The sequence below is a fragment of the Motilibacter peucedani genome, assembly GCF_003634695.1.
Classification (GTDB): Bacteria; Actinomycetota; Actinomycetes; order Motilibacterales; family Motilibacteraceae; genus Motilibacter; species Motilibacter peucedani.
In genome coordinates, this window is sequence record NZ_RBWV01000011.1 from 260,568 (window position 1) to 283,524 (window position 22,957).

Below are 22,957 nucleotides of genomic sequence, written 5' to 3' on the forward strand. Positions count from 1 at the left end.
GACGAGCTACCTGATCGTGAAGCCGTCCTGCAGCGAGGTCGTGAACGACCCGCCGACGGACACCCGGTAGGAGCCCTTGGCGGTCTGCCACGCTCCGGACGAGGTGCTGTAGTACTGCAGCAGGTGCAGGTCGGCGATGTCCTGCGCCGTGAAGGTGATCCGCACGTTCCGGGACTCTCCCGCCTTCAGCGTCACCTGCTGCCAGCCGACGAGCCGCTTGGCCGGCTCACCCGTGCTGGCGGGGAGCTCGACGTAGACCTGGGCGGTCTCCGTCGCGGTGCGCGTGCCCGTGTTCGTCAGGCGGAACCGGACGCGCACGTCGCGGTTGCTCTTGATCGAGTTCGGTGTCACGTGCAGGTGGCCGTAGGAGAAGCTCGAGTAGGACAGGCCGTGACCGAAGGGGAAGAGCGGCTCGATGCCCTTCGACGCGTACCACTTGTAGCCCGTTGCCAGGCCCTCGGTGTAGTCGACCTGGCGGATGCCGTTGGCGTCCACCACGCCCGGGAACTGGTTCACCGAGCCGGCCGTAGGCAGGTCCGCCTCCGACTTCGGGAAGGTGATCGGCAGCTTGCCGCTCGGGTTGACGTCGCCGTAGAGCAAGCCGGCGACCGCTGGGCCCATCTGCTCACCCGCGTACCACGTCTCGAGCACGCCCTTCACCTTCGACAGCCACGGCATCAGGACCGGGCCGCCGGTCTGCAGCACGACGACGGTGTTCTTGTTGACGCCGGAGACGGCGTCGATGAGCGCGTCGCCGTTGCCGTCGAGCGACAGGTTGGCCCGGTCGCTGAACTCGCCCTCCTTGTAGTAGCCGAAGGCGATGACCGTGTCCGCAGCCTTCGCCGCCGCCCTCGCCGACGCCAGGTCGCTGCCGTCGTCGTAGACCACGGTGTCGCCGGCGGCGGCCGCGCGAGCCCGGATGCTGTCGAGCGGCGCGACCGCGGTGCACGCGCCGTTGCCCGTGCCGTAGGTGCAGACGCTCGACGCGTCGATGTCGTTGGTGGCGGCGGTGTTGGCCGCTGTCGCTCCGATCACGGCGATCTTCTTCCCACGACCTGACAGCGGCAGGATGCCCGCCGAGTTCTTCAGCAGCACCGAGCCCTTCTCAGCGACCTCGCGGGCGACCGCCTTGTGGGCAGCGGTGCTCACGTTCGCCATCGAAACGGTCGGGCGCGGGACGTCGAAGAGACCGGCACTGATGTGCGAGCGCACAACCCGGAAGGCAGCTGCGTCGATGTCGGCTTCGGTGATGCTGCCGTTGGCGAGGGCCTGCTTGAGCTGCGCGGGCGACCAGTAGAGCCACGCGTTCAGCTCCTGGTCCAGGCCGGCCTTGATGTCGGGCTCGGCGCCGGTGAGGCTGTGGACGGCGAAGAAGTCCGTCATCACGAAGCCCTGGAAGCCGATCTCGTCCTTGAGGATCTTGCGCAGGGCCAGGTCGCTGCTGCAGGCCTGAGTGCCGTTGATCTGGTTGTAGGAGCACATCACGCTGTCGACGTCGCCGCGCTTGACCGCGATCTCGGTCGGCAGGGCGTAGGTCTCGCGCAGCGTTCGCTCGTCGACGTTCGACGAGCTCGTCTGGCGGTTCGTCTCCTGCTCGTTCGCGACGAAGTGCTTGAGCGTCGACTCCACCGGCTGCGCCGGGTTGCTGTTGATGCCGGTGGACGCCGCGCCGGCCAGGATGCCGCTGAGCAGCGAGTCCTCGCCCAGGTACTCGGAGGTACGACCAGCGCGCGGATCACGGGCGCTGGAGACTCCCGGCGCCAGCAGCACGTTGCGCTGCTTGTTCCACGCCTCGTCGGCCTGCGCGGCACCCTTGCGCTCGGAGAGCTGAGCGCTCCAGGCCGCGGCGTTGGCGATGGGAGCGGGGAAGTACGTGACACCGCCGTCGGCGTTGACGTTCTCGGGACCGTCGGCGTACTGGATGACCGGTGTGCACGGCACCTGTGCCGGCATCGTGACGTTCGTGGTCTCCCGCACGTTCGCCGGGTTGCGGACCGGGATCTCGGTCTGCTGCGGGTTGTTGGCAGCGATCTCGTCGAGCCAGCGCAGCTTCTGGTCGAGGGTCGATGCGTCGAGCAGCGACTGCGCGCGCTGGTCAGGCGTCTTCGACGTGTTCATCCACGGCACGGTCGAGCAGTCGACGCCGTCGGCTGCGGTGGCTGCAGGCGCGCTCGCCAGTCCACTGGTGACCAGTGCCGCGGCGAGCGGGACGACAGCGACGAGCGGCGCTCGACGGCGCCACGTACGTGTGTTCACGGGCTTCCTCTCTGAAGGGCGTGGCACTTGCAGTCGGTCAGGAACTGACTTGAATCGATTCACCGACCGTCACAACGACTCAAACACCTGTGGCCTCTGCTGACAAGACCTCTCGCCGGCCGTTATCGAAACGTTGTGGGGCAGGTGGTGCGTAGTGGTGCGCCGGCTCAGAAGCGCTGTCGTGGCGGCAGCGGAGCGATCGGGTCCTGCTCGGCCGCCCGGAAGGCGGTGCGGAACGTGTGGTGCCCGGACTCGACGGTGACGGCCGCAGTGCCAGGCAGTTCGACGACCGCGGCCGCGTTCGGAGGGACGACGACGTCGACGGTCAGGGTCTCCCCCGTGCGCGTCCAGCTCGTGCTCGCCGGTCCGTACGGTGTCAGGTGCCTCGCTGAGGCGGCCGTCAACCCACCGCCCGGTCGGGGTGCCACCCGGATGGTGCGGTAGCCGGGCTCGGCAGGCGCCAGCCCTGCGAGCGTCCGGTGCATCCAGTCGGCGACGGAGCCGAAGGCGTAGTGGTTGAAGGAGGTCATGGCGCCGGGGTTGACGCTCCCGTCGGGCAGCATGCTGTCCCAGCGTTCCCACACCGTCGTCGCGCCCATCGTGACCGCGTAGAGCCAGGAGGGGCACCCGGTCTCCAGCAGGACCCGGTACGCCGTCTCCGCGTCCCCGTCGCCGGTCAGGGCGTCCAGGACGAGCGGGGTCCCGGCGAACCCCGTCCCGATCCGGAAGTCCGACGCCTGCGCGAGCTCCGCGAGACGCCGTCGGGCGTGTCGGCGCTGCTCCTCGGTCTCCAGCAGGTCGAACTGCAGGGCCAGGGCGTACGCGGTCTGCGTGTCGGACGCGCACCTGCCGGAAGGGGTGACGAACTCGCGGCGGAACCCGGCGGTGACGCGGTCGGCCAGCGCCGAGTAGTCCCCCACGTCGTCCTGCTTGCCGACGAGAGCCGCCTGCCGGGACAGCAGCCGCGCCGACCGCGCGAGGTAGGCGGTGGCCACCAGGTAGGGGTCGGTCCGGGCCTCCTGCGGGCTGTCGGCAGGAGCCGAAGGGTCGAGCCAGTCACCCAGCTGCGGCCCGCTCGAGATGACGTCGCGGTCGTCGAGCAGGCCGCGGCAGCCCTCCACCCACGCCCGGGCCGTGTCGTAGCCGGCTTCCACCGCGGCCTGGTCGCCGGTCCGCTCGTGCAAGAGCAGCGGTACGACAGTGGTGACGTCGCCCCACACCGCGCAGTGGAACTGGGGGAAGGAGGTCTCGACGTGCGGCACGTAGAGGGGCACCAGGCCGTCCGAACCCGTCTCGGCGCAGACGTCGCGCAGCCAGTCGGTGATGCTGGCGGCCGAGTCGTAGAGGAAGCTGGCCGTTGGCGCGAAGACCTGGAGATCACCGGTCCAGCCCAGCCGCTCGTCGCGCTGCGGGCAGTCGGTTGGCACGGTGAGGAAGTTGCCCCGCATGCTCCAGACGACGTTCTCGTGCAGACGGTCGAGCAGGGGGTTCGACGACGCGAACCAGCCGCTGCGCGTCATGTCGTCGTGGCACACCACAGCGACGACGTCACCGGCGCCGATCTCCCCCGGCCAGCCGGTTATCTCGGCGTAGCGGAACCCGTGGACCGTGAACCTCGGCTCCCACGTCTCCTCGTCGTGGCCGGCCGCGACGTACTCGTCGTGGGACTTCGCGGTACGCAGCGGTCGGGTGGAGATGCGGCCCTCCTCCAGGACCTCGGCGTGGCGGAGTCCGACCACCGTGCCGCGCGGCCCTCGCAGCCGGATCTGCAGCCTGCCGACGAGGTTCTGCCCGAAGTCGACCAGGTGGGTGCCGTCCACGAGCTTGGTCACGCTGGTGGGCGCTCGGAGCTCGGTCGCCCGCACCGGCGGTGCGTAGGGCGCCACGAGCGCACCGGTGGCGACGTCGACCCGCACGACAGGAGTCCAGCCCTCGAGCGCGGCGCCGGCAGCCGACCACCCAGCGACCTCGCCAGTGGCGTCGTAGCGCTCACCGTCGTAGAGGCTGGCGCGGGTGATGGGCCCCTGCCTCGAGGTCCACCGCTCGTCCGTCACCACCACCTCACGGCGGCCGTTCGCGTAGTCGAGCTCGAGCTGCACGAGCAGCGCCCGCCGTGTGCCGTAGCGCTTCCCGACACGGTTCCACCCGATGGACCCGCGGAACCAGCCGTCGGCGAGGAACGCTCCGATGGCGTTGGGCCCACGGCGCAGCTGGGTGGTCACGTCGTAGGTCTGGTACTTGAGCCGGTGGCCGTAGCTCGTCCATCCGGGCGCGAGCACGTCGGCACCGACCTTGGACCCGTTGAGCTCGAGCTCGTAGACACCGCAGGCGCTCGCGTAGAGGCGCGCACGCAGGAGTTCCTCCCCGACCGTGAACTCCCTGCGCAGCAGGTCGGCCGGGCCGTCCACCGTGACGTGCTCACCGTCGGCGGGCGATACGAAGGCGGCACTCCAGTCCTGGGGGCTCAGCAGACCCACCTCGAGCGTCGTCTCGTCGCTCCACGCGGTGACCTGCGTCGTGCGCCCCCAGACGCGTACGCGTACGGCGGCCCGCTCCCGCGAGGCGAGCGCAGGTCCCGGCCAGGGTCGGAGCACGCTCTCGTCGCACTCCACGCGCCCGCTGGACCAGAGCAGCGTCCCGTCGACGGTGCGGCCCTCGACCTCGTAGGCCTCCTGGCGCCAGCCGGGCTCCGAGGTCTCGACCAGCCAGGACAGTCGCGGTGTCGGCTCCCCGATGCCCAGGGGGTGTGCATGGTGCTCGACCGTCACGGCACGCACCTGCGTCGTGGGGGCACCTTCGCCCGGTTGGTCGAGGCTCATCGTTCTCCTTGCGGTGTCGGCGTCAGGCTGCAGAGGGCGGTGCCGGGGCGGTGCCCCCCGGGGCGGCGTCAGCCCTTGACCGCTCCCGCCGACAGACCACGCATGACGCGCTGGTTGAGGACGACGTAGAGCACGAGGATGAGCAGCACGTTGATGCAGATCGCGGCGAAGGTCGGGCCGTACTGCACGACGCCGAACTGCCCGGTGAAGTTGAGCAGACCCACCTGGACGGTGCGCTTGGTGTCGTCCGTCGTGAAGGTCAGCGCGATCAACAGGTCGTTCCAGAGGAAGAAGAACTGGACGAGGGCGATGGTGAGGATCGAGTTCCGCATCATCGGGAACGCGATGGAGAAGAAGGAGCGGATGACGGTCGCACCGTCGAGCGTGGCCGCTTCGAAGACCTCTCGAGGGATGGCCCTGAAGTACGTCGCCATCATGAAGACGGTGAGGGGAAGGCCGATCGCCGTGTAGGTGATGATCAGCGGCCACAGGGTTCCCGTCAGGCCCAGCTTGAAGTAGACGGTGAAGAGCGGCAGCAGGATCATCTGGCCGGGGATCATGATGCCGGCGAGGAAGAGCAGGAGCGTGGCGCCGCGCCCCCGCCAGACGAGCACCTCGAGCGCGAAGCCGGCGGCCGTGCCCAACAGGATGACCAGGCCCAGTGCGGGGAACACCGCGAGCACCGAGTTGCGCAGGTAGCCCGCAACGGCGGACCACGCGGTCGAGTAGTTCGAGAAGTAGGTGAAGCTGTGCGGCAGGCTGTAGGTCGGGTCGTTGAGGAACTCGTCCTGTGTCTTGAGGGAGCCGAGGAGCAGCCAGACCAGCGGGTAGACCACGACGACCAGCAGGACCGTGACGCACAGGTAGCCGGGCAGCCGGCGGGCCACCTTGCGGAACCCGCGGCGCCGCTGGGACGCCGGCCCCGGGTCGGCGGCCAGCGAGGTGCTGTTCGTGATGACGGTGGCCATGTCTACCTCGGTACGGTGTCGCGACGGGTGGCTCGGAAGATGACCACGGTGACGAGCAGGCAGATGAGGGTCAGCGTGAGAGCAACGGTGGCTCCGTAGCCGTAGTCGCCGTAGGAGAACGACGTCTGGAACATGTAGAGCGTCAGCGGAGTGGTGCTCGTGCCCGGACCGCCACCCGTCAGGGCGTAGATGGAGTCGAACGCCTTGAGGGTGCCGTTGATGCTGAAGACGACCGACGACACGAGCACCGGCAGCGACAGGGGGATGATGATGTTCTTGATCAGCCGCCAGCCGTTGGCCCCGTCGAGCGCGGCGGACTCGATCAGCTCGTCCGGGATGTCGAGCAGTCCGGCGTAGAGCAGCACCGCGTAGAACCCCATCGACCGCCAGATGTCCATGATGGCGATGACGACGAACGCCTTGCCGGCACTGCCGAACCAGTCGATCCCGCCGATCCCCACTGCGTCGAGCAGCGAGTTGACAGGCCCGGTCTGCGGTGCGTACTCGAAGAACTTCTGGAAGAGCAGCGACACCGCCACCGTCGGCAGCACGACCGGGAAGAAGACGAGGGTGCGGATGACGCCGCCCGCGTGCTTCAAGAAGAACAGGTAGAGCAGCGAGAGCCCGTAGCCCATCAGCACCTGGCCGACGGTGATGCAGACCGCGTACTTGACCGTGAACCAGATGGCCGGCATCAGCGCCGGGTCGTCGAACAGCTTGCGGAAGTTCGCCAGACCGGCGAAGTCGAAGCCGGTGATGACGCTGCCGTTGAAGAAGGTGTAGCCGAGGGACCACAACATCGGGAGCAGCATGACGAGGGAGTAGAACAGCAGCGCCGGCCCCAGGAGCAGCGCGATCGATCTCTTGTCCCCGAAGACACTGGTCATAGGGCGGTGCTCCTGTTGCTCGCTGGAGAGGACTGCTGGGTGCAGGGAGGACCCTCGCACCCGGCGAGGGTGGCCGCTGCCACCGGTCCGGTCCAGGCGTGGCGCCGGGACCGGACCGAAGTGGTCCTGAGTCAGCCGAGGTCGGCGCTGACGGTCTTCATGAACTGCTCACCCGACAGCTTCCCGCTGCCGAGCAGACCGCCGTTGTTCTGGCTCGACGTGGTGGCCTTCGTGGGGAAGTAGGCCTCGAACCACAGCACGCTGTCCTTGATGTTCGAGATCTTGGTCTGGATGTCCTGCGAGAGCGGCGGCACCGTGACGCCCGAGGCGACCTTGAAGCCGGTGATCTGGCTCGAGTCGCGCAGGGCGACCGTGCCGTAGTTGGCGATGATGCACTTGACCCACGCCTGCGTCGCCGGGTCCTTGTCGTAGGCCGTCTTGGAGACTGCGAGGGCGGTGCCGACGTTGGCCGGCGTCTGGTCCGCCGTGCCCGAGCCGCCGCTCACGGTCGGGAAGCTCATGAAGCCGATGTTGTCTGCGCCGATCGCGTTCTGCTTCGGGTCGTTGAAGGCGGCCAGGGCCCAGGAGCCCATGTAGATGAAGCCGGCCTTGCCCGTCATGAAGGTGTTGAGCGCAGTCGCGTAGTCGATGGAGGTGGGCGACTTGCCGAAGTAGCCCTTCTTGCCGAGGTCGGCGATGGCCTGCGCGTCCGCCACGTACTTGGCGTCCGTCAGCTTGGCCGAGCCGTCCTTGACCGCCTTGAGCGCGTCCGCACCCTGGTCGCGGAGGATGTAGTTGCCGACCCAGCGGGTGATGCCCCAGCCGTCCCCGCCCTTGCCGGCGTTGGAGATCGGCTGCACACCGGCGGCCTTGAGCTTGGCGAAGGCGGCAGTCAGCTCGTCCCAGGTGGTCGGCACCGAGATGCCCTTGTCGGCGAGCAGCTTCTTGTTGTACCAGATGCCCTCGATGTTCAGCTCCGTCGGCAGCACGATCTGCTTGCCGTCGTAGAGCGCCTTGATGCTCGACGAGGCGGCCGGGAGGACGTCGTCGGACACTCCTGCAGACGTGGCCGCTTCGCCGGTGTCGAGGATCGCACCGCTGTCGAAGAGCTGCTTGGTCAGGTCGGGCGAGTTGGCGCTGATGAACAGCTGCGGGAGGGCCTTCTGACCCGCGAGCAGCTGGAGCTGCTGGTCCAGGGTCCCCTGCGCCTGCTTCTTGATCTGCAGTGGCTGCGCCTTGTTCTCGGCGGCGCACTCCTTCTGCGACAGGCTCGTCAGCGTCGTCGGGATGGTCGTGTTCTCGTTGATCGCGAGGAACGAGAGCGACTTCGCCGACGATCCGCCGCCGGTGCCGCTGGACGAGCTCGCGCCCGACCCTCCGCTGCTGCTGCCGCCACAGGCTGCGAGCAGCACCGCCAGCGAGCTGACCGCCGCCGCAGCCGAGGCCACACGTACGCGTCCCTTGATCACTCTTGCCACGAGTCCTCCTCGACATCCGGTGTGCGCTCTTGAAGCGATTCAAAACGTAACGGTGGCATGAGGGACCGTCAAGGCGCCGTGGCCAAACTGTGACACGGGAGGCTGCGGACCAGTAACGATTCAATCCGACGCCCGGGCATGGCCACGCGCGTCCCGCTGGGCAGCCGCCTGTACCTTCGTGTCGAGATCCGGAGGACGAGGAGGATGGCGTGGCAGCGAGTGTCAAGGACGTCGCTGCCTACGCGGGCGTCTCCGAAGGGACCGTCAGCAACACGCTCAACCGGCCGTCGGTCGTCCGTCCTGCGACGCGCGAGAAGGTCCTGCGCGCCATCGAGGCCCTGGGCTTCGTCCCGGACGAGTCCGCTCGCGCACTGCGCGTGGGGAGGAGCCGTGTGGTCGGCTTCGTGGCCGACGACGTGTCCAACCCGTTCTACAGCGACGTGGCCCGTGGTGCGGAGAACGTCGCCTACCCCAACGGCACGATGGTGATGATCTGCAACAGCGACGGCGACACGGCCCGTGAGGCGGTCATCCTCGAGCGCCTGGTCGGTCAGCGCGTGCAGGGACTGCTCATCACACCGTTGACGGACGACGACGGGCCGCTCGACCGCATCGCGGCCGCGGGCACCGCCGTCGTCGTCATCGGGCGCCGGTCCCGGTCCGGCCAGCACTGCTCGGTCCACAGCGACGACCGGCACGGCGGGCGCCTCGCGGTCGAGCACCTGTGGCAGCAGGGACACCGCAGGCTGGCGTTCGTCGGCCCCCAGTTCCACGAGCGCCTCTCCGGCGTGCAGGAGTTCCTGGCGGAGCAGGGGGCTGACCCCGACGAGCTCCTCGTGCTGCCGGCGCGGCACGCCGATCCGTTGGGCGGTCGTTCGGCCGGCGACACGATCGCGGCGCAGAGCCCGCGGCGCCGGGTGACCGCCGTGCTCTGCGGCAACGACGTCCTGGCCATCGGGGTCCTGCAGGCGATGACCCACCACGGCCTGCGCGTGCCCGACGACGTGGCGATCGTGGGCTACGACGACATCGACGCAGCGGCAGGCGCCGCCGTGCCGCTGACCTCGATACGCCAGCCCCGGCAGCTCATCGGCGCGACCGCCGCCGAGATGCTGCTCGAGGAGATCACACCGGGCAGCGGCCACGTGCACCGCGACCACGTCTTCGAGCCCGAGCTCGTGACCCGCCGGTCGAGCGCCAAGAGACGCCCGGTCCGCAGGTGAGCGGCCCTTCCGACGGCTGCTAGTGCGCCACCACGGGGTCGAGGCCGGGGTCGAGCTCCAGCGGGCCGCTCCGGAAGAGCACGGCGGCCACGACGGCGGCGACGACGAACAGGCCGGCCGACCACCAGAACACCGTGTGGTAGCTCGCGAGCGCCGCACGCGCGGCGACGTCGGCGGCGGCGGCATGGTCCTCCGCGTAGCCCGAGGCGGCGCTCGCGGCGAACGAGCTCAGCAGCGCGGTGCCGATCGAGCCGCCGATCTGCTGCGTGGTGTTGATCATCGCCGAAGCAACGCCGGCGTCGTCGTGCTGGATGCCTGACGTGGCGGCGTTCTGCACCGGCGCGAAGACGAAGCCCAGGCCCACGCCGATCACCAGCAGCGCCGGCAGCACGTCGGCGGCGTAGGAGCTGTCGAGGTCGAGGCGCGTGAGCAGCACCATGCCGACGGCGGCGACGAGCGCGCCGGTGGGCACGAGCGGGCGCGGCCCGGTGCGCACGACGAGGAAGGAGCCGGCCGCCGTCGCCGACACCATGATCGAGGCGATCATCGGCAGGAACGCGGCACCCGTGGCGACCGGGCTGAAGCCGAGGGTGGCGGTCAGGTAGTAGGTCAGGAAGAGGAACAGGCCGAACATGCCGGCGCCGGCGATGCTCGCCGAGAGGTAGGCGCCGCCCCGGTTGCCGTCGAGCACCACGCGCAGCGGCAGCAGCGGGTGCTCGGCCGTGCGCTCGACGAGGACGAAGACCGCCAGGACCGCGAGACCGACGACGATCGGGCCGAGGGTGAGGACGTCGGTCCAGCCGTGCGACTCGGCGTTGGCCAGGCCGTAGACCAGCGCCACCAGGCCGACGAACGCCGTCGCAGCACCGCGTACGTCCAGCTGCGGGCGCGCCGGGCGCTCGCCCTCGCGCATCCAGAGCAGGGCCCCTGCCAGGGCGACCGCGGCGATGACCAGGTTCACGTAGAGGCACCAGCGCCACGACGCGTACTCGGTGAGCAGGCCGCCGAGCAGCAGGCCGACGGCGCCGCCGCCGCCGGCGATGGCGCCGTAGATGCCGAACGCCTTGCCGCGCTCGGCCGGATCGGTGAACGTGGTCGAGAGCAGCGAGAGGGCCGCCGGAGCGAGGGCCGCGCCGAACACGCCCTGCAGCGCACGAGCCGCGAGCAGCGTCGAGAAGCCCTCGGCCGCGCCGCCCAGCGCCGAGGCGAGCGCGAAGCCGACCAGGCCGATGATGAACATCCGGCGGCGGCCGAAGAGGTCGGCGAGCCGGCCGCCGAGCAGCAGCAGGCTGCCGAAGGCCAGGGCGTAGCCGGTGACGACCCACTGGCGGGCGTCGTCGGAGAAGCCGAGCGCGTGCTGGGCCGTGGGCAGCGCGATGTTCACGATGGTCGCGTCGAGCACGACCATCAGCTGCGCGAGCGAGAGGACGACCAGCACGAGCCATCGGCTCGCGGGGACGCCGCTGGAGGGGGTGGAGCCGGGAGCGCCGGGGCGGCTCTCTGCACGCTCGGTGGACTGAGCCGTCATCGTCATCCTCGTGAGGCCGAAGTGGAGAACTGTTCTCCGGTACTTCGGCAGGCTAGCACGCAAGTTGAGGCGACGTCTCCACTTGATTGGTACGCTCGGGGCATGGCAGCCGCTGCAGAGCCCTCCAGCGAGCGACCGCTGCGCCGCGACGCCGAGCGCAACCGGGCCCGGATCCTCGAGGCGGCGCGCGAGGTCTTCGCCACGCGCGGTCTGGCCGCCACGCTCGACGACGTCGCGCACCACGCCGGCGTCGGCGTCGGCACGGTCTACCGCCGCTTCCCCACCAAGGAGGCGCTGGTCAGCGCCGCGCTCGTCGGCCGGCTCGAGGAGGTGGTCGCGCTCGCCCGCGAGGCGCTCGACGCGCCCACGGGCTGGGACGGCCTCGCGACGTTCCTGCGCCGCAGCACCGACATGCAGGCCGAGGACTCGGGGCTGCGCGACGTCGTCCTCCGCTCCGACTGGGCGCAGGCGGAGCTCTGCTCGATGCGCGACGCGATCGCCCCGTTGGTACGCGCGCTGCTCGACCGCGCGCACGCCGAGGGCTCGCTGCGCCCCGACGTGACCGCCGAGGACCTGCCCGCGATCTTCGTGATGGTGTCGCAGGTCGCCGAGCACGCCCGCGACTTCCGGCCCGACCTGCACCGGCGCTACTGCGAGCTGCTCCTCGACGCGCTGCGGGCCCGGCCGGGCAACTCCCCGCTCGGTGAGGCGTTGAGCGAGGCCGAGGCGGAGCAGCTCACCGCCCGCTGGGCGCCGCGGCGCCACTAGGGGGGCCGGGCGCTTCCCTTGGCACGATGGGCCATCGTGACGGTCCTACCGTCACGATGGCCCATCCTGCCAACGTCGTCCCGGGTCGGGCGTCAGGTCGTCGAGCCGCTCGCCGTGGGCGTCGGCGTGCTCGGCGTGGCGGGAGTGGCCGGCGTCGTGGGGGCGCTCGGCGCCGTGCCCGGACGCGAACCCCCGTGGCCGCCGCGACCGCCACCACCGGCGCAGGTGGTGGTGACCTCCTGGGTGATCCGTGCGGTCAGGTCGGCCGACATCGAATCGGCCTGCGCCTGGGTCAGCGTGCCCGCCTCGACGGCCGCGGCGAGGCGGGCCTTCTCGGAGGCCACGAGCTTGGCGACCAGCGTGGACTGGCTGACGCCCTTGCCCTGCGCGACCTGCGCCAGCGTCTTGCCGCTGTCGAGCGCGGTGCGCAGGTCGTCGGCCGAGATGCCGATGACGCTCGCAGCGGTGTCGAGGTCGGCCCCGCGGCCGTGCCCGCCACCGGGACCGCCCAGCCCACCCGGGCCATGGTCGGGCAACGCGCTGCTCAGCGTGCTGGCCACCTCGTCGGCCTGCGTCTGCGACAGGGTGCCGTCGCTCACGAGGCCCTTGAGCGCGTCGGCGATGGCGCTCGCCCGACCGGTGAGCGCCGAGGTGCTGGATGTGGCGGCCGAGGCTGCGGTGGGGCCGAGGACGGCGCCCACCCCCAGCCCGGCGAGCCCGACGGCACCTGCGAGGACGAGGCCGGATGCCCGCGTCGACTTCATGGAGGACTCCTTCTGACGAGGGCGGCCCCCGCGGTGGGCGCCGCTGCTCCCCATGGAGCGGCACGCGGCTGGACGCTCGCTGTGGCCGCGCTGCCACGGGCCTGTGGCTGGCTGTGAGCCGTCTAGCCGAGGACGCGCGCGAGCGGCACGGTCCACGGGCGAACCCGTCGTCCGGCGACCTGGCGGCTGCTGATGAGCGAGCCGTCACCGCGTACGAGCAGGACCTGCGTCGCGGCGGGCGCCAGCCACGACAGCGAGTCGACACCACCGACGTACGCGGCGGTGGCGTAGACGTCGGCCCAGAGCAGGCTCGGCGCCAGCACGGTCGCCGACAGCACCTGCTGAGCAGCGGGCCGGCCGGTGCGCGGGTCGACGATGTGCGCGCCGCGGTGCGCCGCGCCGGAGGTGGCGACCGCGCCGTCGGAGAGGGCGAAGGTACGCAGGGTGCGCGCCGGGTCGCGCGGGTCCTCGATCGCGACCTGCCAGGTACGCCCCTCCTCTGCGCGCAGCACGATGTCGCCGCCCGCGTTGACCAGCCAGTCGCTCCCCCGAGCCGCCTCGCGCAGCCGTTCTGCGGCCCGCTCGACGGCCCAGCCCTTGACCAGACCGGAGGGGTCGAAGCCGCCGGGGAGCTCGGCGTCGAAGGCGCCGTGCGTCCGCCTGCGCGCCTCGTCGCAGAGCTCGAGGACCTCGGCCATCTGCGCCGAGGGCACGGGCGCCTCCCCGCGGCGGCGGGCCATCACCTCGCTGTCGTCGCGGTAGGTGCTGAACCGCGCGTCGGCGCGCCGGAGCTCGGCGTAGAGGTCGGCCACCGCCTGCTCCACCGTGCCCGAGCCGGCGTTCTCGCCGCGCACGTGGACGCTGACGGGCAGGCCCATGACCTGCTCGACCCACGCGCGGCGCGGCAGGTGGGCGGCGGGGACCTCGAGCAGGGCGGTCACGTCAGCTCCCCAGGTGCGCGGCGTCGAGCGCCGACTGGAGCGAGCTGATGTAGCCGTCGCTGGTGACGGTCGCGCCGCCCACGGCGTCGATCTGGGCGCTCTGCGCCGCGATGACCTCGTCGTGCAGCAGCGGCAGGGCGTAGGAGTTGATCTCCTGGTCACGGCCGTTCTCGGTCGGGTAGACGACGGCCTGGACGTCGGTCACCGCGCCGTCCTTGACGGTGACCTGCACCTGCACCGGACCCCACCGCGTGTCCACGGACTCGCCGGTGAACGTGCCGGACGAGCTGGTCGAGCTGGTCGAGTCCGAGGACGCCGACGCCGACGCCGACGCCGACGGCGCCGGGTCGGTGGCGGGTGTCGTGGCGGTGCTGGCGGTGCCGGGAGTGGCCGGAGCCAGGGCGGCGGCCTGGGCACCGGAGGAGCTGGTGCTGGTGTGGTAGGAGAACAGCAGCACCAGGGCTGAGACGGTGGATGCGAACCACAGGGTCACGCGACGCACGGGGGGACCTCCTCGGAGGTGGGGAAGGGCGAGTGGAAGGAGAGCTGCGGGCGGGTCACCAGGCGAACCGCTCCTCGTGCACCCTGCGGCGCGGCACGCCGGCCTCGCGGGCCGCGCTCGACACGGCTTCCGCCCAGGCGGTCGGGCCGCAGACGTAGACCTCCGCCTCGGCGATGTCAGGCACGATCCGGCGCAGCGCAGTGGCACCCCCGAGGGAGGCGTACTGCCGCGGCAGCCACGACCCCTCCCCCGCGCGAGGCCCGACCAGCGGCACCACCCGTACGCCACGGGCGGCGGCCAGCGCCTCGAGCTCGGCGCTGAAGAGCAGGTCGTCGGAGCTGCGGGCGCGCACGACCAGAGTGGTACGCCCTGGTGCGTCTATCTCCTCGAGCAGCGCCCGCAGCGGCGTGACTCCCACGCCGGCACCCAGCAGGACCACCGGGCGGGCGGTGTCGGTGCGCGCCTCCGCGGTCAGGCGGCCGTACGGGCCTTCGAACAGCACCCGGGTCCCCGGCCGCAGGCGGGCGGCGCGGGCGCTGCCGTCACCGGCGTCGGCGATGGTCACGCGCAGGAGGCGCGGGTGCGGGGCCGCTGAGAGCGAGTACGGGTTGCCGCGCGACCAGCCGGGCCCGTCGAGGAAGCGCAGGGTGAGGAACTGCCCGGCCCGGGCGCCGAGCCGGTCGAGCCGGTGCCCGCCCAGGTGCACCGACACGACGCCCGGCGCTTCGGTCACGACCCGCACGACGCGGAGCTGGTGGCGCCACGAGAGCCACAGCGGCGTACCGACTCGGAAGACGAGCACCGCCGCGGCGGCGGCGACCCACAGCGACCACCAGTAGGTCCGCGCCCACGCCGACGAGACGAAGTCGGTGCCGGTCCAGACCTGGTGCGGGAGGGCCAGGCCGACGCCGAGGTAGGCGTAGAGGTGCAGCAGGTGCCACGACTCGTAGCGCAGCCGGCGGCGGGCCATCCGGATCGAGGTCACGGTCACGAGCACGACGAGCAGCGAGCCGGCGGCAGCGAGCAGCATGCCGGGGTAGGTCCATACGAGGTTCCAGAGCTCGCCGAGCACGTTGCGGCTGTCACGGCCGCGTAGCCGATCGTGATGAGCACGACGTGGGCCAGCATCAGGTTGAACGAGGTGAAGCCGAGCAGCCGGTGCCAGCGCGCGAGCCGGTCCTGGCCCCAGGTGCGCTCAGCCCACGGCAGGCGAGCCAGCATCAGGCACTGCAGCAGCAGCAGGTCGGCGGAGACGAGGCCAGTCACCCGCCCGAGCGAGGTGAAGGCCGGCGCGGTGCCTGCGGTGACGTCCTGCAGGCCGCGGTTGGACAGCCACAGCGCCACCACGTAGACCACGCTGAGCAGAGCGGCCACGCCGACGACGTCGCCACCGAAGCCGCGGCGAGGAGCCGTGCCGGCTGGAGCCGGCGCGGGGAGCAGGGGAGCCGGTCGCACGGCGTCGTCCGTCATGGTCATGCACCCACTGTCGGCGGAGTACCTGCGGAACCCGCTGTGCCCACCCTGTGCGCTTCCTGTGCGTCTCGCCCCCTTGACGGGTCGGACATCCCGCCGAAACACTGACGAACCGGACCAGTGCCGTGTCCGAGGTGCATCAACGACGATGTCCAGGAGTCCTCGTGCGCATCCCCCGTTCCCTGCGTGTGCTCGTCGGCCTCGCCGCCGCCGCTCCGCTGCTCGCCACAGGCCTGCTCCCCGCGACAGCACAGGCGGCCACCTCGGCGGCCAGGGCCGTACCGGCCAGCACCGTCGTCCGGTCCGCCAGCGGCGCCGTCCGAGGAGTCGACACCGGCCGCTTCCAGGAGTTCCTCGGCCTGCCCTACGCCGCCCCACCCGTACGCGACCTGCGCTTCGCGCCGCCGGCCGCCGCGGCGTCGTGGTCGGGGGTCCGGGACGCCTCCCGCCAGTCCCCCGCGTGCCTGCAGTTCCAGCCCACCGGCGTGCGCGAGGAGCAGGCGGTCAGTGAGGACTGCCTCTACCTCGACGTCTACCGTCCGCGCACCCTCGTCCGCGGAGCCCGGCTGCCGGTGATGGTGTGGTTCCACGGCGGCGGCAACACGCAGGGCACCGGCGTGATCTACGGCGGCGGCAGCATGGCGACGAAGACCGGGACGATCATCATCAGCATCAACTACCGTCTGGGCGCCCTCGGGTTCCTCGCGCACCCTGCGCTGTCCGCCGTCACTCCCGGCGGGTCGGGCAACTACGCGCTCATGGACCAGATCGCCTCGCTCCGCTGGGTTCAGCGCAACATCCGCGCGTTCGGCGGCGACCCGGGCAACGTCACGATCTACGGCCAGTCGGCCGGAGCCTCGGCCGTCTGCAGCATGCTGGCCGCCCCGTCGGCGAAGGGGCTGTTCGACAAGGCGGTCGTCGAGAGCTCGTCCTGCATGACGCCGCGCGCGACCCTCGCCGCCGGCGAGGCCAGCGGCGTCACCTTCGCCGACGCGGTCGGGTGCACCGATCCTGCGACCGTCGTCAACTGCCTGCGCAAGGCGTGGCCCGGGACGCTGGTCGCGAACCAGAACAACTACCTCGGCGGCCCCAAGGTCGGCGGCGCCCTGCTCCCCACCAGCCCCAAGGACGCCATCACCAGCGGGGCCTGGAACAAGGTGCCCGTGATGACCGGCTCGACGCGTTCGGAGAACCGGCTGCTGTCGACCGCACTCGCCGGCATCACCGCCCAGGGCGTCGTCGACCTCGTGAGCAAGACCTACGGCGCCAAGGCTCCTGCCGTCCTGCAGCTGTACCCCCTCTCGAGCTACAAGACGCCCTACGACCAGATCACCCAGATCCAGACCGACGCCGGCAATGCGTGCAACGTCGAGCTGAACGCCAGGGCGATGACCGGGCAGGTGCCGACCTACCGCTACGAGTTCGACGACCCGACGTCGCCGACGCTCTACGGCTTCGCCATCCCCGGTGAGGACATGTCCAACGGACACAGCGCGGAGCTGCAGTACCTCTTCGACTTCACGCTGGGCGAGAAGCCGCTGACGGCCACGCAGGAGAAGCTGTCGGACCAGATGATGCGCTACTGGGGCACGTTCGCCCGCACGGGCAACCCCAACTCCCGCGGTGCGCCGACCTGGCCGCAGTACGGCACGAACGGGATCGTCGAGCAGCTGCGCACCGGGGGCGCCAGCCACGTCGTCTACGACTTCGTGACCGAGCACCACTGCGACTTCTGGCTCAGCTGACCGCAGCACGGCACACGACGGGCCCGCTCCCAGCAGGGAGCGGGCCCGTCGTGCGCGGTGTCGCTACAGCGCCAGCGGAGCGCGCAGCGCTTCCGGCAGGAGGTCGCCGTGCGCCTCCACCATCGCGTCGCACAGCGCCCAGATCGTGTCGACCGAGAGCGAGGCGCTGGTGTTGGCGTCGACCATGGCCGCCTGGCGGACCTTGCGCGGGTCGCCCGTCACGGCGGCCTCGACGGTGAGCATGCCCGTGCCGCAGTAGGCCGCGTTCACCGCGGCGCACTGCGTGGGCAGGGAGCCAGCGGGCTCAGGGCGCACCCCCGACCCGTCGACCACAGCGGGCACCTCGACGGTGAAGCCGGCGGGCAGGTTGTCGATGAGCCCGAGGTTGGGCACGTTGACGACGATCTCGCGCCGGGTGCCGGTCACCAGGCTGTGCACGACCTGCGGGGCGTACTCGGTCGCACCGCGGTCGTCCTGCGGCAGCGGCTCGCCGGCCTGCAGGCGGCGGCGGGTGTCGGCGTACTCGTCGAGGTTCTGCTGGGAGATGCCGACGTAGGCGCCGACCGGGATGCGCAGCCGCTCGACCTCCTCGTCGTGGTGCATGTACCAGGGCAGGTACTCGGCGGAGTGCTCGCTGGTCTCGGTCGGGTAGTAGCCGATGCGGCGGTACATGTCGACGCGTACGCGGCGGCGCAGCTCCGCGTCCTTGGCGATGAGCTCGTCGAGCCGGGGGTAGAGGCTCTGCCCCTGCGACGTCCACTCCAGCAGCCAGGCCTGGTGGTTGACGCCGGCGCTGCGGAACTGCACCTGGTCCATCGGGACGCCGACGAGCTCGGACAGGCCGTGCACGGTCCAGTAGACCGAGTGGCACAGGCCGAGGACCTTCAGCTGCGGCGCCACGGCGTGGAGGTAGGCGACGTTCATCGCCATGGGGTTGGTGTAGTTGAGCAGCCAGGCGTCGGGACAGACCTCGAGCATGTCGCGCGCGATGCCCTCGAGGACGGGGAAGGTGCGCAGAGCGCGGAAGATGCCGCCGATGCCGACGGTGTCGGCGATGGTCTGGCGCAGGCCGAAGCGCGCGGGCACCTCGAAGTCGCGCAGCGTCGCCTCGAACATCCCGACCTGGATCGAGTTGACCACGAAGTCGGCGCCCTCCAGCGCCCTGCGCCGGTCTGACTCGGCGACGACCGTGGTGCCGGGGCGGTCGGCGGACATCCGCTGCGCCAGCGACTCCGCGGTCGAGAGTCGGTCGGCGTCGATGTCGTGCAGCACGATGCGCAGGTCGCCGAGGTCGGAGAAGGCCATGAGGTCGGTGAGCAGGTCGCGCGTGAACACCACGCTGCCGGCACCCAGGAAGCTGATTGTCGTCACCGCCGCAGTGTCGAACTGCCCAGAGCACTCGCGCAACAAATACGCAGAACTGCGCAGTGTTGCGCTGTACGCGGCGGTGCAGGCCGCTCAGACCGTGACGACCTGCACGCCGGCCTCCTTGAGCCGCCGCAGCGCGTCGGCGTCGGCGCCGCGGTCGGTCACGACGTCCTGGACGCCGGAGAGCGGGCTGATGCGGGCGAAGGTCACCTTGCCGATCTTCGAGCTGTCGGCCACCACGACGGTGCGGTGCGCGCGGCGCAGGAAGCACCGGTCGGTCTGCGCCTCCATCTCGTCGTGGGTCGTGCAGCCCTCCTCCGGCGTCAGGCCGTCGACGCCGATGAAGGCGATGTCGAGGTGGTAGTTGGACAGCATCGCTTCAGCAGCAGGGCCTACGAGCTCGTAGGACGGGCGCACGACGCCGCCGATCAGCACGAGGCGGAGGCCGGGCCGGCCGGCCAGCTCGGCGGCGATGTTGATCGCGTTGGTGACCAGCGTGATGCCCCGGCGGTCGGCCAGGGCGCGCGCGAGCTCGGTGGTCGTGGTGCCGCCGGTCATGCCGATGACGGCGCCGTCCTCGACCAGGGCGGCTGCGGCCTGTCCGATGCGGCGCTTCTCGGGCTGCTTGCGGGCGGCCTTGACCCGCACGGGCAGCTCTTCGCCCACGTCGTTGCTCAGGGCGCCGCCGTGCGTGCGCACGAGCAGCCGGCGGCTGCTGAGGACCTGGAGGTCGCGGCGGATCGTCGCGCCGGACACCCCCAGGTCGTCGGACAGCGCCAGGACGTCGACGCTCCCCGTCTCGCTGACGCGCTCGAGGATGGCACTCAGTCGTTCGGCTCGGCGCACGGGCCGATGTTACGGGTGTGCAAACTTGCGCGCAATCATGCAGCGCCATGTTCATTGTGCGTAACGGTTCCGCACGATCCCTTGACGCGCCTCGGTGCCAGCACTAGCGTCCCGCTGCATCGCGCACGAACGCGCAGAGCGGATCCGGACGAAGTTGCGCAGGTGTGCGCACTCAGGACGCGGATGCCCATGGCCCACGAGGAAGGCGTTCCGACATGACGGCAAGGCGGACCACCAGGCACACGCTCGCCGCAGCAGGAGGAGCCGGCCTGCTGCTCGCCACGGCGGCGTGCGGCGGAGGGAGCGGCAGCTCCAGCGGCTCGAGCGGCTCGACGGAGACCAAGGGAGTGACCATCTCGGTCGTGCTCGCGGTCGACCCGCCGCCCAAGGCGGCGCTCGACGCCTTCACCAAGGAGACCGGCATCACGGTCAAGTGGTCCAACGTGGACTGGGACAGTCTCCAGACGAAGATCTCCGCCGCTGCGACGGCGAAGACCTACTTCGCCGACGCCACTGACGTCGACTGGTCGCGCGTGGGCCAGCTGGGCAAGCTCGGCTGGTTCCTGCCCATGGAGAAGTACATGGACACCAAGACGCTGGCCGCGGACGTCCCGCAGCTGGCCTCGTTCAAGTCGGGCGAGCACGTCGTCGGCATCCCCTACGACGCGTCGTTCATGGTGACCACCGTCAACACCGACATGCTCAAGAAGGCGGGCGTCACCGCCACGCCGACCACCATGGACGAGTACATGAAGGCGCTCGAGCAGGTGAAGGCCAAGGGCATCTCGAAGTACCCGCTCAACATCCCGTTCGCCGCGGCCGAGGGCCTGTCGACCTTCTGGTACCAGACCACCGGTGCCTTCGGCGGCACCATCCTCGACGGCAAGGGCAAGCCGCAGTTCACCGACCCGGGCTCGGCCGGCTACAAGGCGGCGCAGTGGATGGTAGACGCCCTCAAGAACGGCCTCGTCCCGCCCGGCAACATCAACGTCGCCGACAGCCAGGGCCAGCAGACGCTGATGGCCAAGGGCCTGGTCGCCAGCACGTTCTCCGACTACTCGGGCAACGTCGGCAGCCTCTACAACGTCCCCTCGTCCTCCTCGGTGGTCGGCAAGGTCGCCTACATCCCGACGCCGGGCGTCTCCGGTGCCGGTCCGAACCTCTCGAACCCGGACGGCATCGGCATCCCCAAGCAGGCGAAGTACCCCGCGGCTGCGGCGAAGTTCATCGAGTGGTTCACCGACTCGGACAACCAGGTCGACTTCTCCGGCGCCAACGGTGCCGAGAAGGCGCTGCCGGCCTACGCCCTCCCCTCGCACCTCAGCGCCGTGCAGAAGATCACCCAGACCGGGACGCTGATCGGCGGCGACGTGCTGGGCCAGCTGCTCAAGAACTCCAAGCCGGTCTTCCCCGAGGGCGCGCCGGCGTGGTACCCCGAGTTCTCGAACGCCGTCTACACCAACCTGCACGACGCGGCGACCGGCTCGAAGAGCGTCGCTGACGCCATCAAGGCGATCGCCGACCTGGCCGACCAGAAGTCGGGCAGCTGACGGTGGCGTCGTCCCCACGCGGAGGGGCACCGGTGGCCGCAGCGACGGCCACCGGTGCGCCGCCGAGCCCACCGCGGCGTACCCGGCGCAGCCGCGTCGACCTGCTGCCCTACGTCCTCGTCGCGCCGGTCGCGGCCTTCATCGTCGGGCTGGCGCTGGTGCCGGCGGTGTTCACCGTCGTCCAGTCGTTCTACAAGGTCGACGAGCTCGACCCGCCCGTGCGCTTCACCGGCTTCGGCAACTTCACCTCCCTGCTCCACAACAGCGCCGTCATGCGCAGCGCCGGCAACACCGGGTTCTACGTGCTCACCGGCGTCATCCTGTCGACCGTCCTCGGCGTCGCCATCGCGGTGGCGCTGCAGAAGCCCTTCACCGGGCGCAGCGTCGTCATCGCCGTGCTGATCCTGCCGTGGGCACTGCCCGGTGTCGTCGAGGGCATCCTGTGGAGCGGGATCTTCGACCCCAACGCGGGCCTCATCAACAGCGTCCTCACCACCCTGCACATCAGCGGCGACTCGCACGTGCTGCTCGGGCAGAACCGCCTGCTCACCATCACGCTCATCGAGCTGGTGCAGGTCTGGCAGATCACGCCGCTGTCCTCGCTGCTGGTGCTGGCGGCGCTGCAGCTCATCCCCGGCGAGCTCTACGAGGCGGCGGAGATCGACGGCTGCACGCCCTGGAAGGCGTTCACCCGCATCACGCTGCCGCTGGCCCGTCCCGGCATCGCGGTGGCGATGGTGCAGGCGGTGATCGCGACCCTCAACGTCTTCGACCAGCCCTACGTGCTCAACGGAGCCGCCTCGACCGCCGCGTCGGTCACGATGCAGACCTACTTCATCAGCTTCCAGAACCTCGACTTCGGCACCGGATACGCGCTCTCGCTCATCATCACGCTGGTGACGCTCGTCGTCTCGGTCGGCGTCGTCCGCTTCGTCTACCGGAAGGTCGAGCTGTGAGCCGCTCGAGGAGGGCCCGGCGGTTCCCGCTGCAGCGCATCGGCGTCGTGCTGATCCTGCTGTGGTCGCTGGTGCCGATCTACTGGGCGGTCAACATCAGCCTGCAGACCGAGAGCGACGCCCGCGCCAAGCCCAGCCACTACCTCCCGACGAACCCGACCCTGGGCAACTACAAGGCCCTGCTCACCGGCAACACCGACGTCTCCCAGCAGATCCGGAGCTCGGCGCGCAACATCGTCATCGAGTGCGGCGTCGCGACCATCGTCACCGTGCTCCTGGCGACGCTGGCGGCCTACGCGTTCGCCCGCATGCAGTTCCGCGGCCGCAACCTGCTCTTCTACAGCGTGCTGGCCACGATGGCGTTCCCCGCCTACACGACGTTGATCCCGCTCTACCGGATCATGAGCGACCTCGGGCTGGTCAACACCTACACGGGCATCGTGCTCGTCTACGTCTCGGGCTTCCTCCCGCTCGCGACCTGGGTCCTGCACAACTACTTCGCGAGCCTGCCGACCAGCATCGAGGAGGCCGGGCTCGTCGACGGCGCCAACCGGCTGCAGGTGCTGTGGCACGTGCTGCTCCCCCTCGCCCGGCCGGGCATCATCTCGACCGCGCTCATCACCTTCCTGTTCGCATGGGCGCAGTTCCTCTTCCCGCTGGTGCTCTCCACTGACAGCAGCACCCAGCCGCTGACCGTCGTCATCTCGGCGCTGCAGGGCAGGCACGTCGTGCCCAGCACGCTGCTCAACGCCGCGGGCGTCCTGGCGATCGCCGTCCCGGCGCTGCTGGCCCTCACCTTCAACCGCTACATCGTCAGCGGCCTGCTCGCCGGCAGCACCAAGTGACGCATCTCCGCGCCCCGCGGGGGAACACCTCGACCGACCA

Annotated in this window: 18 protein-coding genes and 1 pseudogene; 7 read left to right on the plus strand and 12 right to left on the minus strand. The window is 70.6% G+C overall.

Going from position 1 to position 22,957, the window contains the following annotated elements; all coding sequences use genetic code 11:
- Positions 1 to 6: 6 nt before the first annotated feature.
- The 5 genes from CLV35_RS09555 to CLV35_RS09575 all read right to left on the minus strand — a co-directional run bounded on the left by CLV35_RS09555 (position 7) and on the right by CLV35_RS09575 (position 8,408).
- A complete protein-coding gene (locus tag CLV35_RS09555) occupies positions 7 to 2,256 on the minus strand; it encodes a beta-glucosidase (RefSeq protein WP_121193235.1) in 2,250 nt (749 codons plus the stop codon).
- Between the two features lie 167 nt (positions 2,257 to 2,423).
- Positions 2,424 to 5,075, minus strand: coding sequence for a glycoside hydrolase family 78 protein (locus CLV35_RS09560; protein ID WP_121193236.1), 2,652 nt, complete (start codon positions 5,073 to 5,075; stop codon positions 2,424 to 2,426).
- A gap of 68 nt (positions 5,076 to 5,143) precedes the next feature.
- Positions 5,144 to 6,043 (minus strand): carbohydrate ABC transporter permease, encoded by a 900-nt coding sequence (locus CLV35_RS09565; protein ID WP_121193237.1) that lies wholly within the window; start codon positions 6,041 to 6,043, stop codon positions 5,144 to 5,146.
- 2 nt (positions 6,044 to 6,045) lie between these two features.
- Positions 6,046 to 6,930 (minus strand): carbohydrate ABC transporter permease, encoded by an 885-nt coding sequence (locus CLV35_RS09570; RefSeq protein ID WP_121193238.1) that lies wholly within the window; start codon positions 6,928 to 6,930, stop codon positions 6,046 to 6,048.
- Between the two features lie 131 nt (positions 6,931 to 7,061).
- Positions 7,062 to 8,408 carry an ABC transporter substrate-binding protein gene (locus CLV35_RS09575; protein WP_231121670.1) on the minus strand — a complete coding sequence of 449 codons (1,347 nt, stop codon included), beginning with the start codon at positions 8,406 to 8,408 and terminating at the stop codon, positions 7,062 to 7,064.
- Between the two features lie 209 nt (positions 8,409 to 8,617).
- Between CLV35_RS09575 and CLV35_RS09580 the strand changes: the two genes are divergently transcribed.
- A complete protein-coding gene (locus CLV35_RS09580; protein ID WP_121193240.1) occupies positions 8,618 to 9,631 on the plus strand; it encodes a LacI family DNA-binding transcriptional regulator in 1,014 nt (337 codons plus the stop codon).
- A gap of 19 nt (positions 9,632 to 9,650) precedes the next feature.
- Here CLV35_RS09580 and CLV35_RS09585 read toward each other — a convergent pair whose 3' ends face one another.
- Positions 9,651 to 11,159, minus strand: coding sequence for a DHA2 family efflux MFS transporter permease subunit (locus tag CLV35_RS09585; RefSeq protein ID WP_231121671.1), 1,509 nt, complete (start codon positions 11,157 to 11,159; stop codon positions 9,651 to 9,653).
- Between the two features lie 102 nt (positions 11,160 to 11,261).
- Here CLV35_RS09585 and CLV35_RS09590 point away from each other — a divergent pair, with 102 nt between their 5' ends.
- Entirely contained in the window at positions 11,262 to 11,927 is a 666-nt protein-coding gene (locus CLV35_RS09590) for a TetR/AcrR family transcriptional regulator (protein WP_121193242.1), read from the plus strand.
- A gap of 92 nt (positions 11,928 to 12,019) precedes the next feature.
- Here the strand turns inward: CLV35_RS09590 and CLV35_RS20005 are convergent, their stop codons facing one another.
- The 3 genes from CLV35_RS20005 to CLV35_RS20470 all read right to left on the minus strand — a co-directional run bounded on the left by CLV35_RS20005 (position 12,020) and on the right by CLV35_RS20470 (position 13,870).
- Positions 12,020 to 12,691, minus strand: a complete 672-nt coding sequence (locus CLV35_RS20005) for a hypothetical protein (protein ID WP_121193243.1) — start codon at positions 12,689 to 12,691, stop codon at positions 12,020 to 12,022.
- Between the two features lie 122 nt (positions 12,692 to 12,813).
- Complete coding sequence (locus tag CLV35_RS09600; RefSeq protein WP_231121672.1) at positions 12,814 to 13,632, minus strand: FAD:protein FMN transferase; 819 nt, start codon at positions 13,630 to 13,632, stop codon at positions 12,814 to 12,816.
- 1 nt (position 13,633) lies between these two features.
- Positions 13,634 to 13,870: an FMN-binding protein gene (locus CLV35_RS20470; protein ID WP_231121673.1), complete on the minus strand. Its 237-nt coding sequence runs from the start codon at positions 13,868 to 13,870 to the stop codon at positions 13,634 to 13,636.
- Positions 13,871 to 13,901: 31 nt separating this feature from the next.
- Here CLV35_RS20470 and CLV35_RS20475 point away from each other — a divergent pair, with 31 nt between their 5' ends.
- Positions 13,902 to 14,075 (plus strand): hypothetical protein, encoded by a 174-nt coding sequence (locus CLV35_RS20475; protein ID WP_231121674.1) that lies wholly within the window; start codon positions 13,902 to 13,904, stop codon positions 14,073 to 14,075.
- A gap of 114 nt (positions 14,076 to 14,189) precedes the next feature.
- Here the strand turns inward: CLV35_RS20475 and CLV35_RS09610 are convergent.
- A pseudogene (locus tag CLV35_RS09610) lies at positions 14,190 to 15,604 on the minus strand (ferredoxin reductase family protein).
- A gap of 167 nt (positions 15,605 to 15,771) precedes the next feature.
- Between CLV35_RS09610 and CLV35_RS09615 the strand changes: the two are divergent.
- Positions 15,772 to 17,352, plus strand: a complete 1,581-nt coding sequence (locus tag CLV35_RS09615; protein ID WP_183061891.1) for a carboxylesterase/lipase family protein — start codon at positions 15,772 to 15,774, stop codon at positions 17,350 to 17,352.
- A 63-nt stretch (positions 17,353 to 17,415) separates the two neighbouring features.
- Here the strand turns inward: CLV35_RS09615 and melA are convergent, their stop codons facing one another.
- Both melA and CLV35_RS09625 read right to left on the minus strand, forming a co-directional pair.
- Positions 17,416 to 18,723, minus strand: a complete 1,308-nt coding sequence (gene melA, locus CLV35_RS09620) for an alpha-galactosidase (protein WP_121193246.1) — start codon at positions 18,721 to 18,723, stop codon at positions 17,416 to 17,418.
- An 87-nt stretch (positions 18,724 to 18,810) separates the two neighbouring features.
- Positions 18,811 to 19,566 carry a DeoR/GlpR family DNA-binding transcription regulator gene (locus CLV35_RS09625; RefSeq protein WP_121193247.1) on the minus strand — a complete coding sequence of 252 codons (756 nt, stop codon included), beginning with the start codon at positions 19,564 to 19,566 and terminating at the stop codon, positions 18,811 to 18,813.
- A 215-nt stretch (positions 19,567 to 19,781) separates the two neighbouring features.
- On the opposite strand from CLV35_RS09625, the gene CLV35_RS09630 reads away from it, so the two are divergent.
- Genes CLV35_RS09630 through CLV35_RS09640 form a run of 3 tightly spaced genes read left to right on the plus strand, consistent with a single transcriptional unit; the run spans position 19,782 to position 22,917 of the window.
- Positions 19,782 to 21,116, plus strand: a complete 1,335-nt coding sequence (locus tag CLV35_RS09630; RefSeq protein WP_121193248.1) for an ABC transporter substrate-binding protein — start codon at positions 19,782 to 19,784, stop codon at positions 21,114 to 21,116.
- A gap of 32 nt (positions 21,117 to 21,148) precedes the next feature.
- Complete coding sequence (locus CLV35_RS09635) at positions 21,149 to 22,072, plus strand: carbohydrate ABC transporter permease (protein ID WP_121193249.1); 924 nt, start codon at positions 21,149 to 21,151, stop codon at positions 22,070 to 22,072.
- Positions 22,069 to 22,917, plus strand: coding sequence for a carbohydrate ABC transporter permease (locus tag CLV35_RS09640; protein WP_121193250.1), 849 nt, complete (start codon positions 22,069 to 22,071; stop codon positions 22,915 to 22,917). Before CLV35_RS09635 ends, CLV35_RS09640 begins: the two co-directional genes overlap by 4 nt.
- The last annotated feature ends 40 nt before the right edge of the window (positions 22,918 to 22,957 follow it).

Coding starts and splice junctions, on each gene's coding strand:
- CLV35_RS09560 (WP_121193236.1), bottom strand. CDS start 5,075: ATGAGCCTCGACCAACCGGGCGAAGGTGCCCCCACGACGCAGGTGCGT.
- CLV35_RS09565 (WP_121193237.1), bottom strand. CDS start 6,043: ATGGCCACCGTCATCACGAACAGCACCTCGCTGGCCGCCGACCCGGGG.
- CLV35_RS09570 (WP_121193238.1), bottom strand. CDS start 6,930: ATGACCAGTGTCTTCGGGGACAAGAGATCGATCGCGCTGCTCCTGGGG.
- CLV35_RS09585 (WP_231121671.1), bottom strand. CDS start 11,159: ATGACGGCTCAGTCCACCGAGCGTGCAGAGAGCCGCCCCGGCGCTCCC.
- CLV35_RS09590 (WP_121193242.1), top strand. CDS start 11,262: ATGGCAGCCGCTGCAGAGCCCTCCAGCGAGCGACCGCTGCGCCGCGAC.
- CLV35_RS20005 (WP_121193243.1), bottom strand. CDS start 12,691: ATGAAGTCGACGCGGGCATCCGGCCTCGTCCTCGCAGGTGCCGTCGGG.
- CLV35_RS09630 (WP_121193248.1), top strand. CDS start 19,782: ATGACGGCAAGGCGGACCACCAGGCACACGCTCGCCGCAGCAGGAGGA.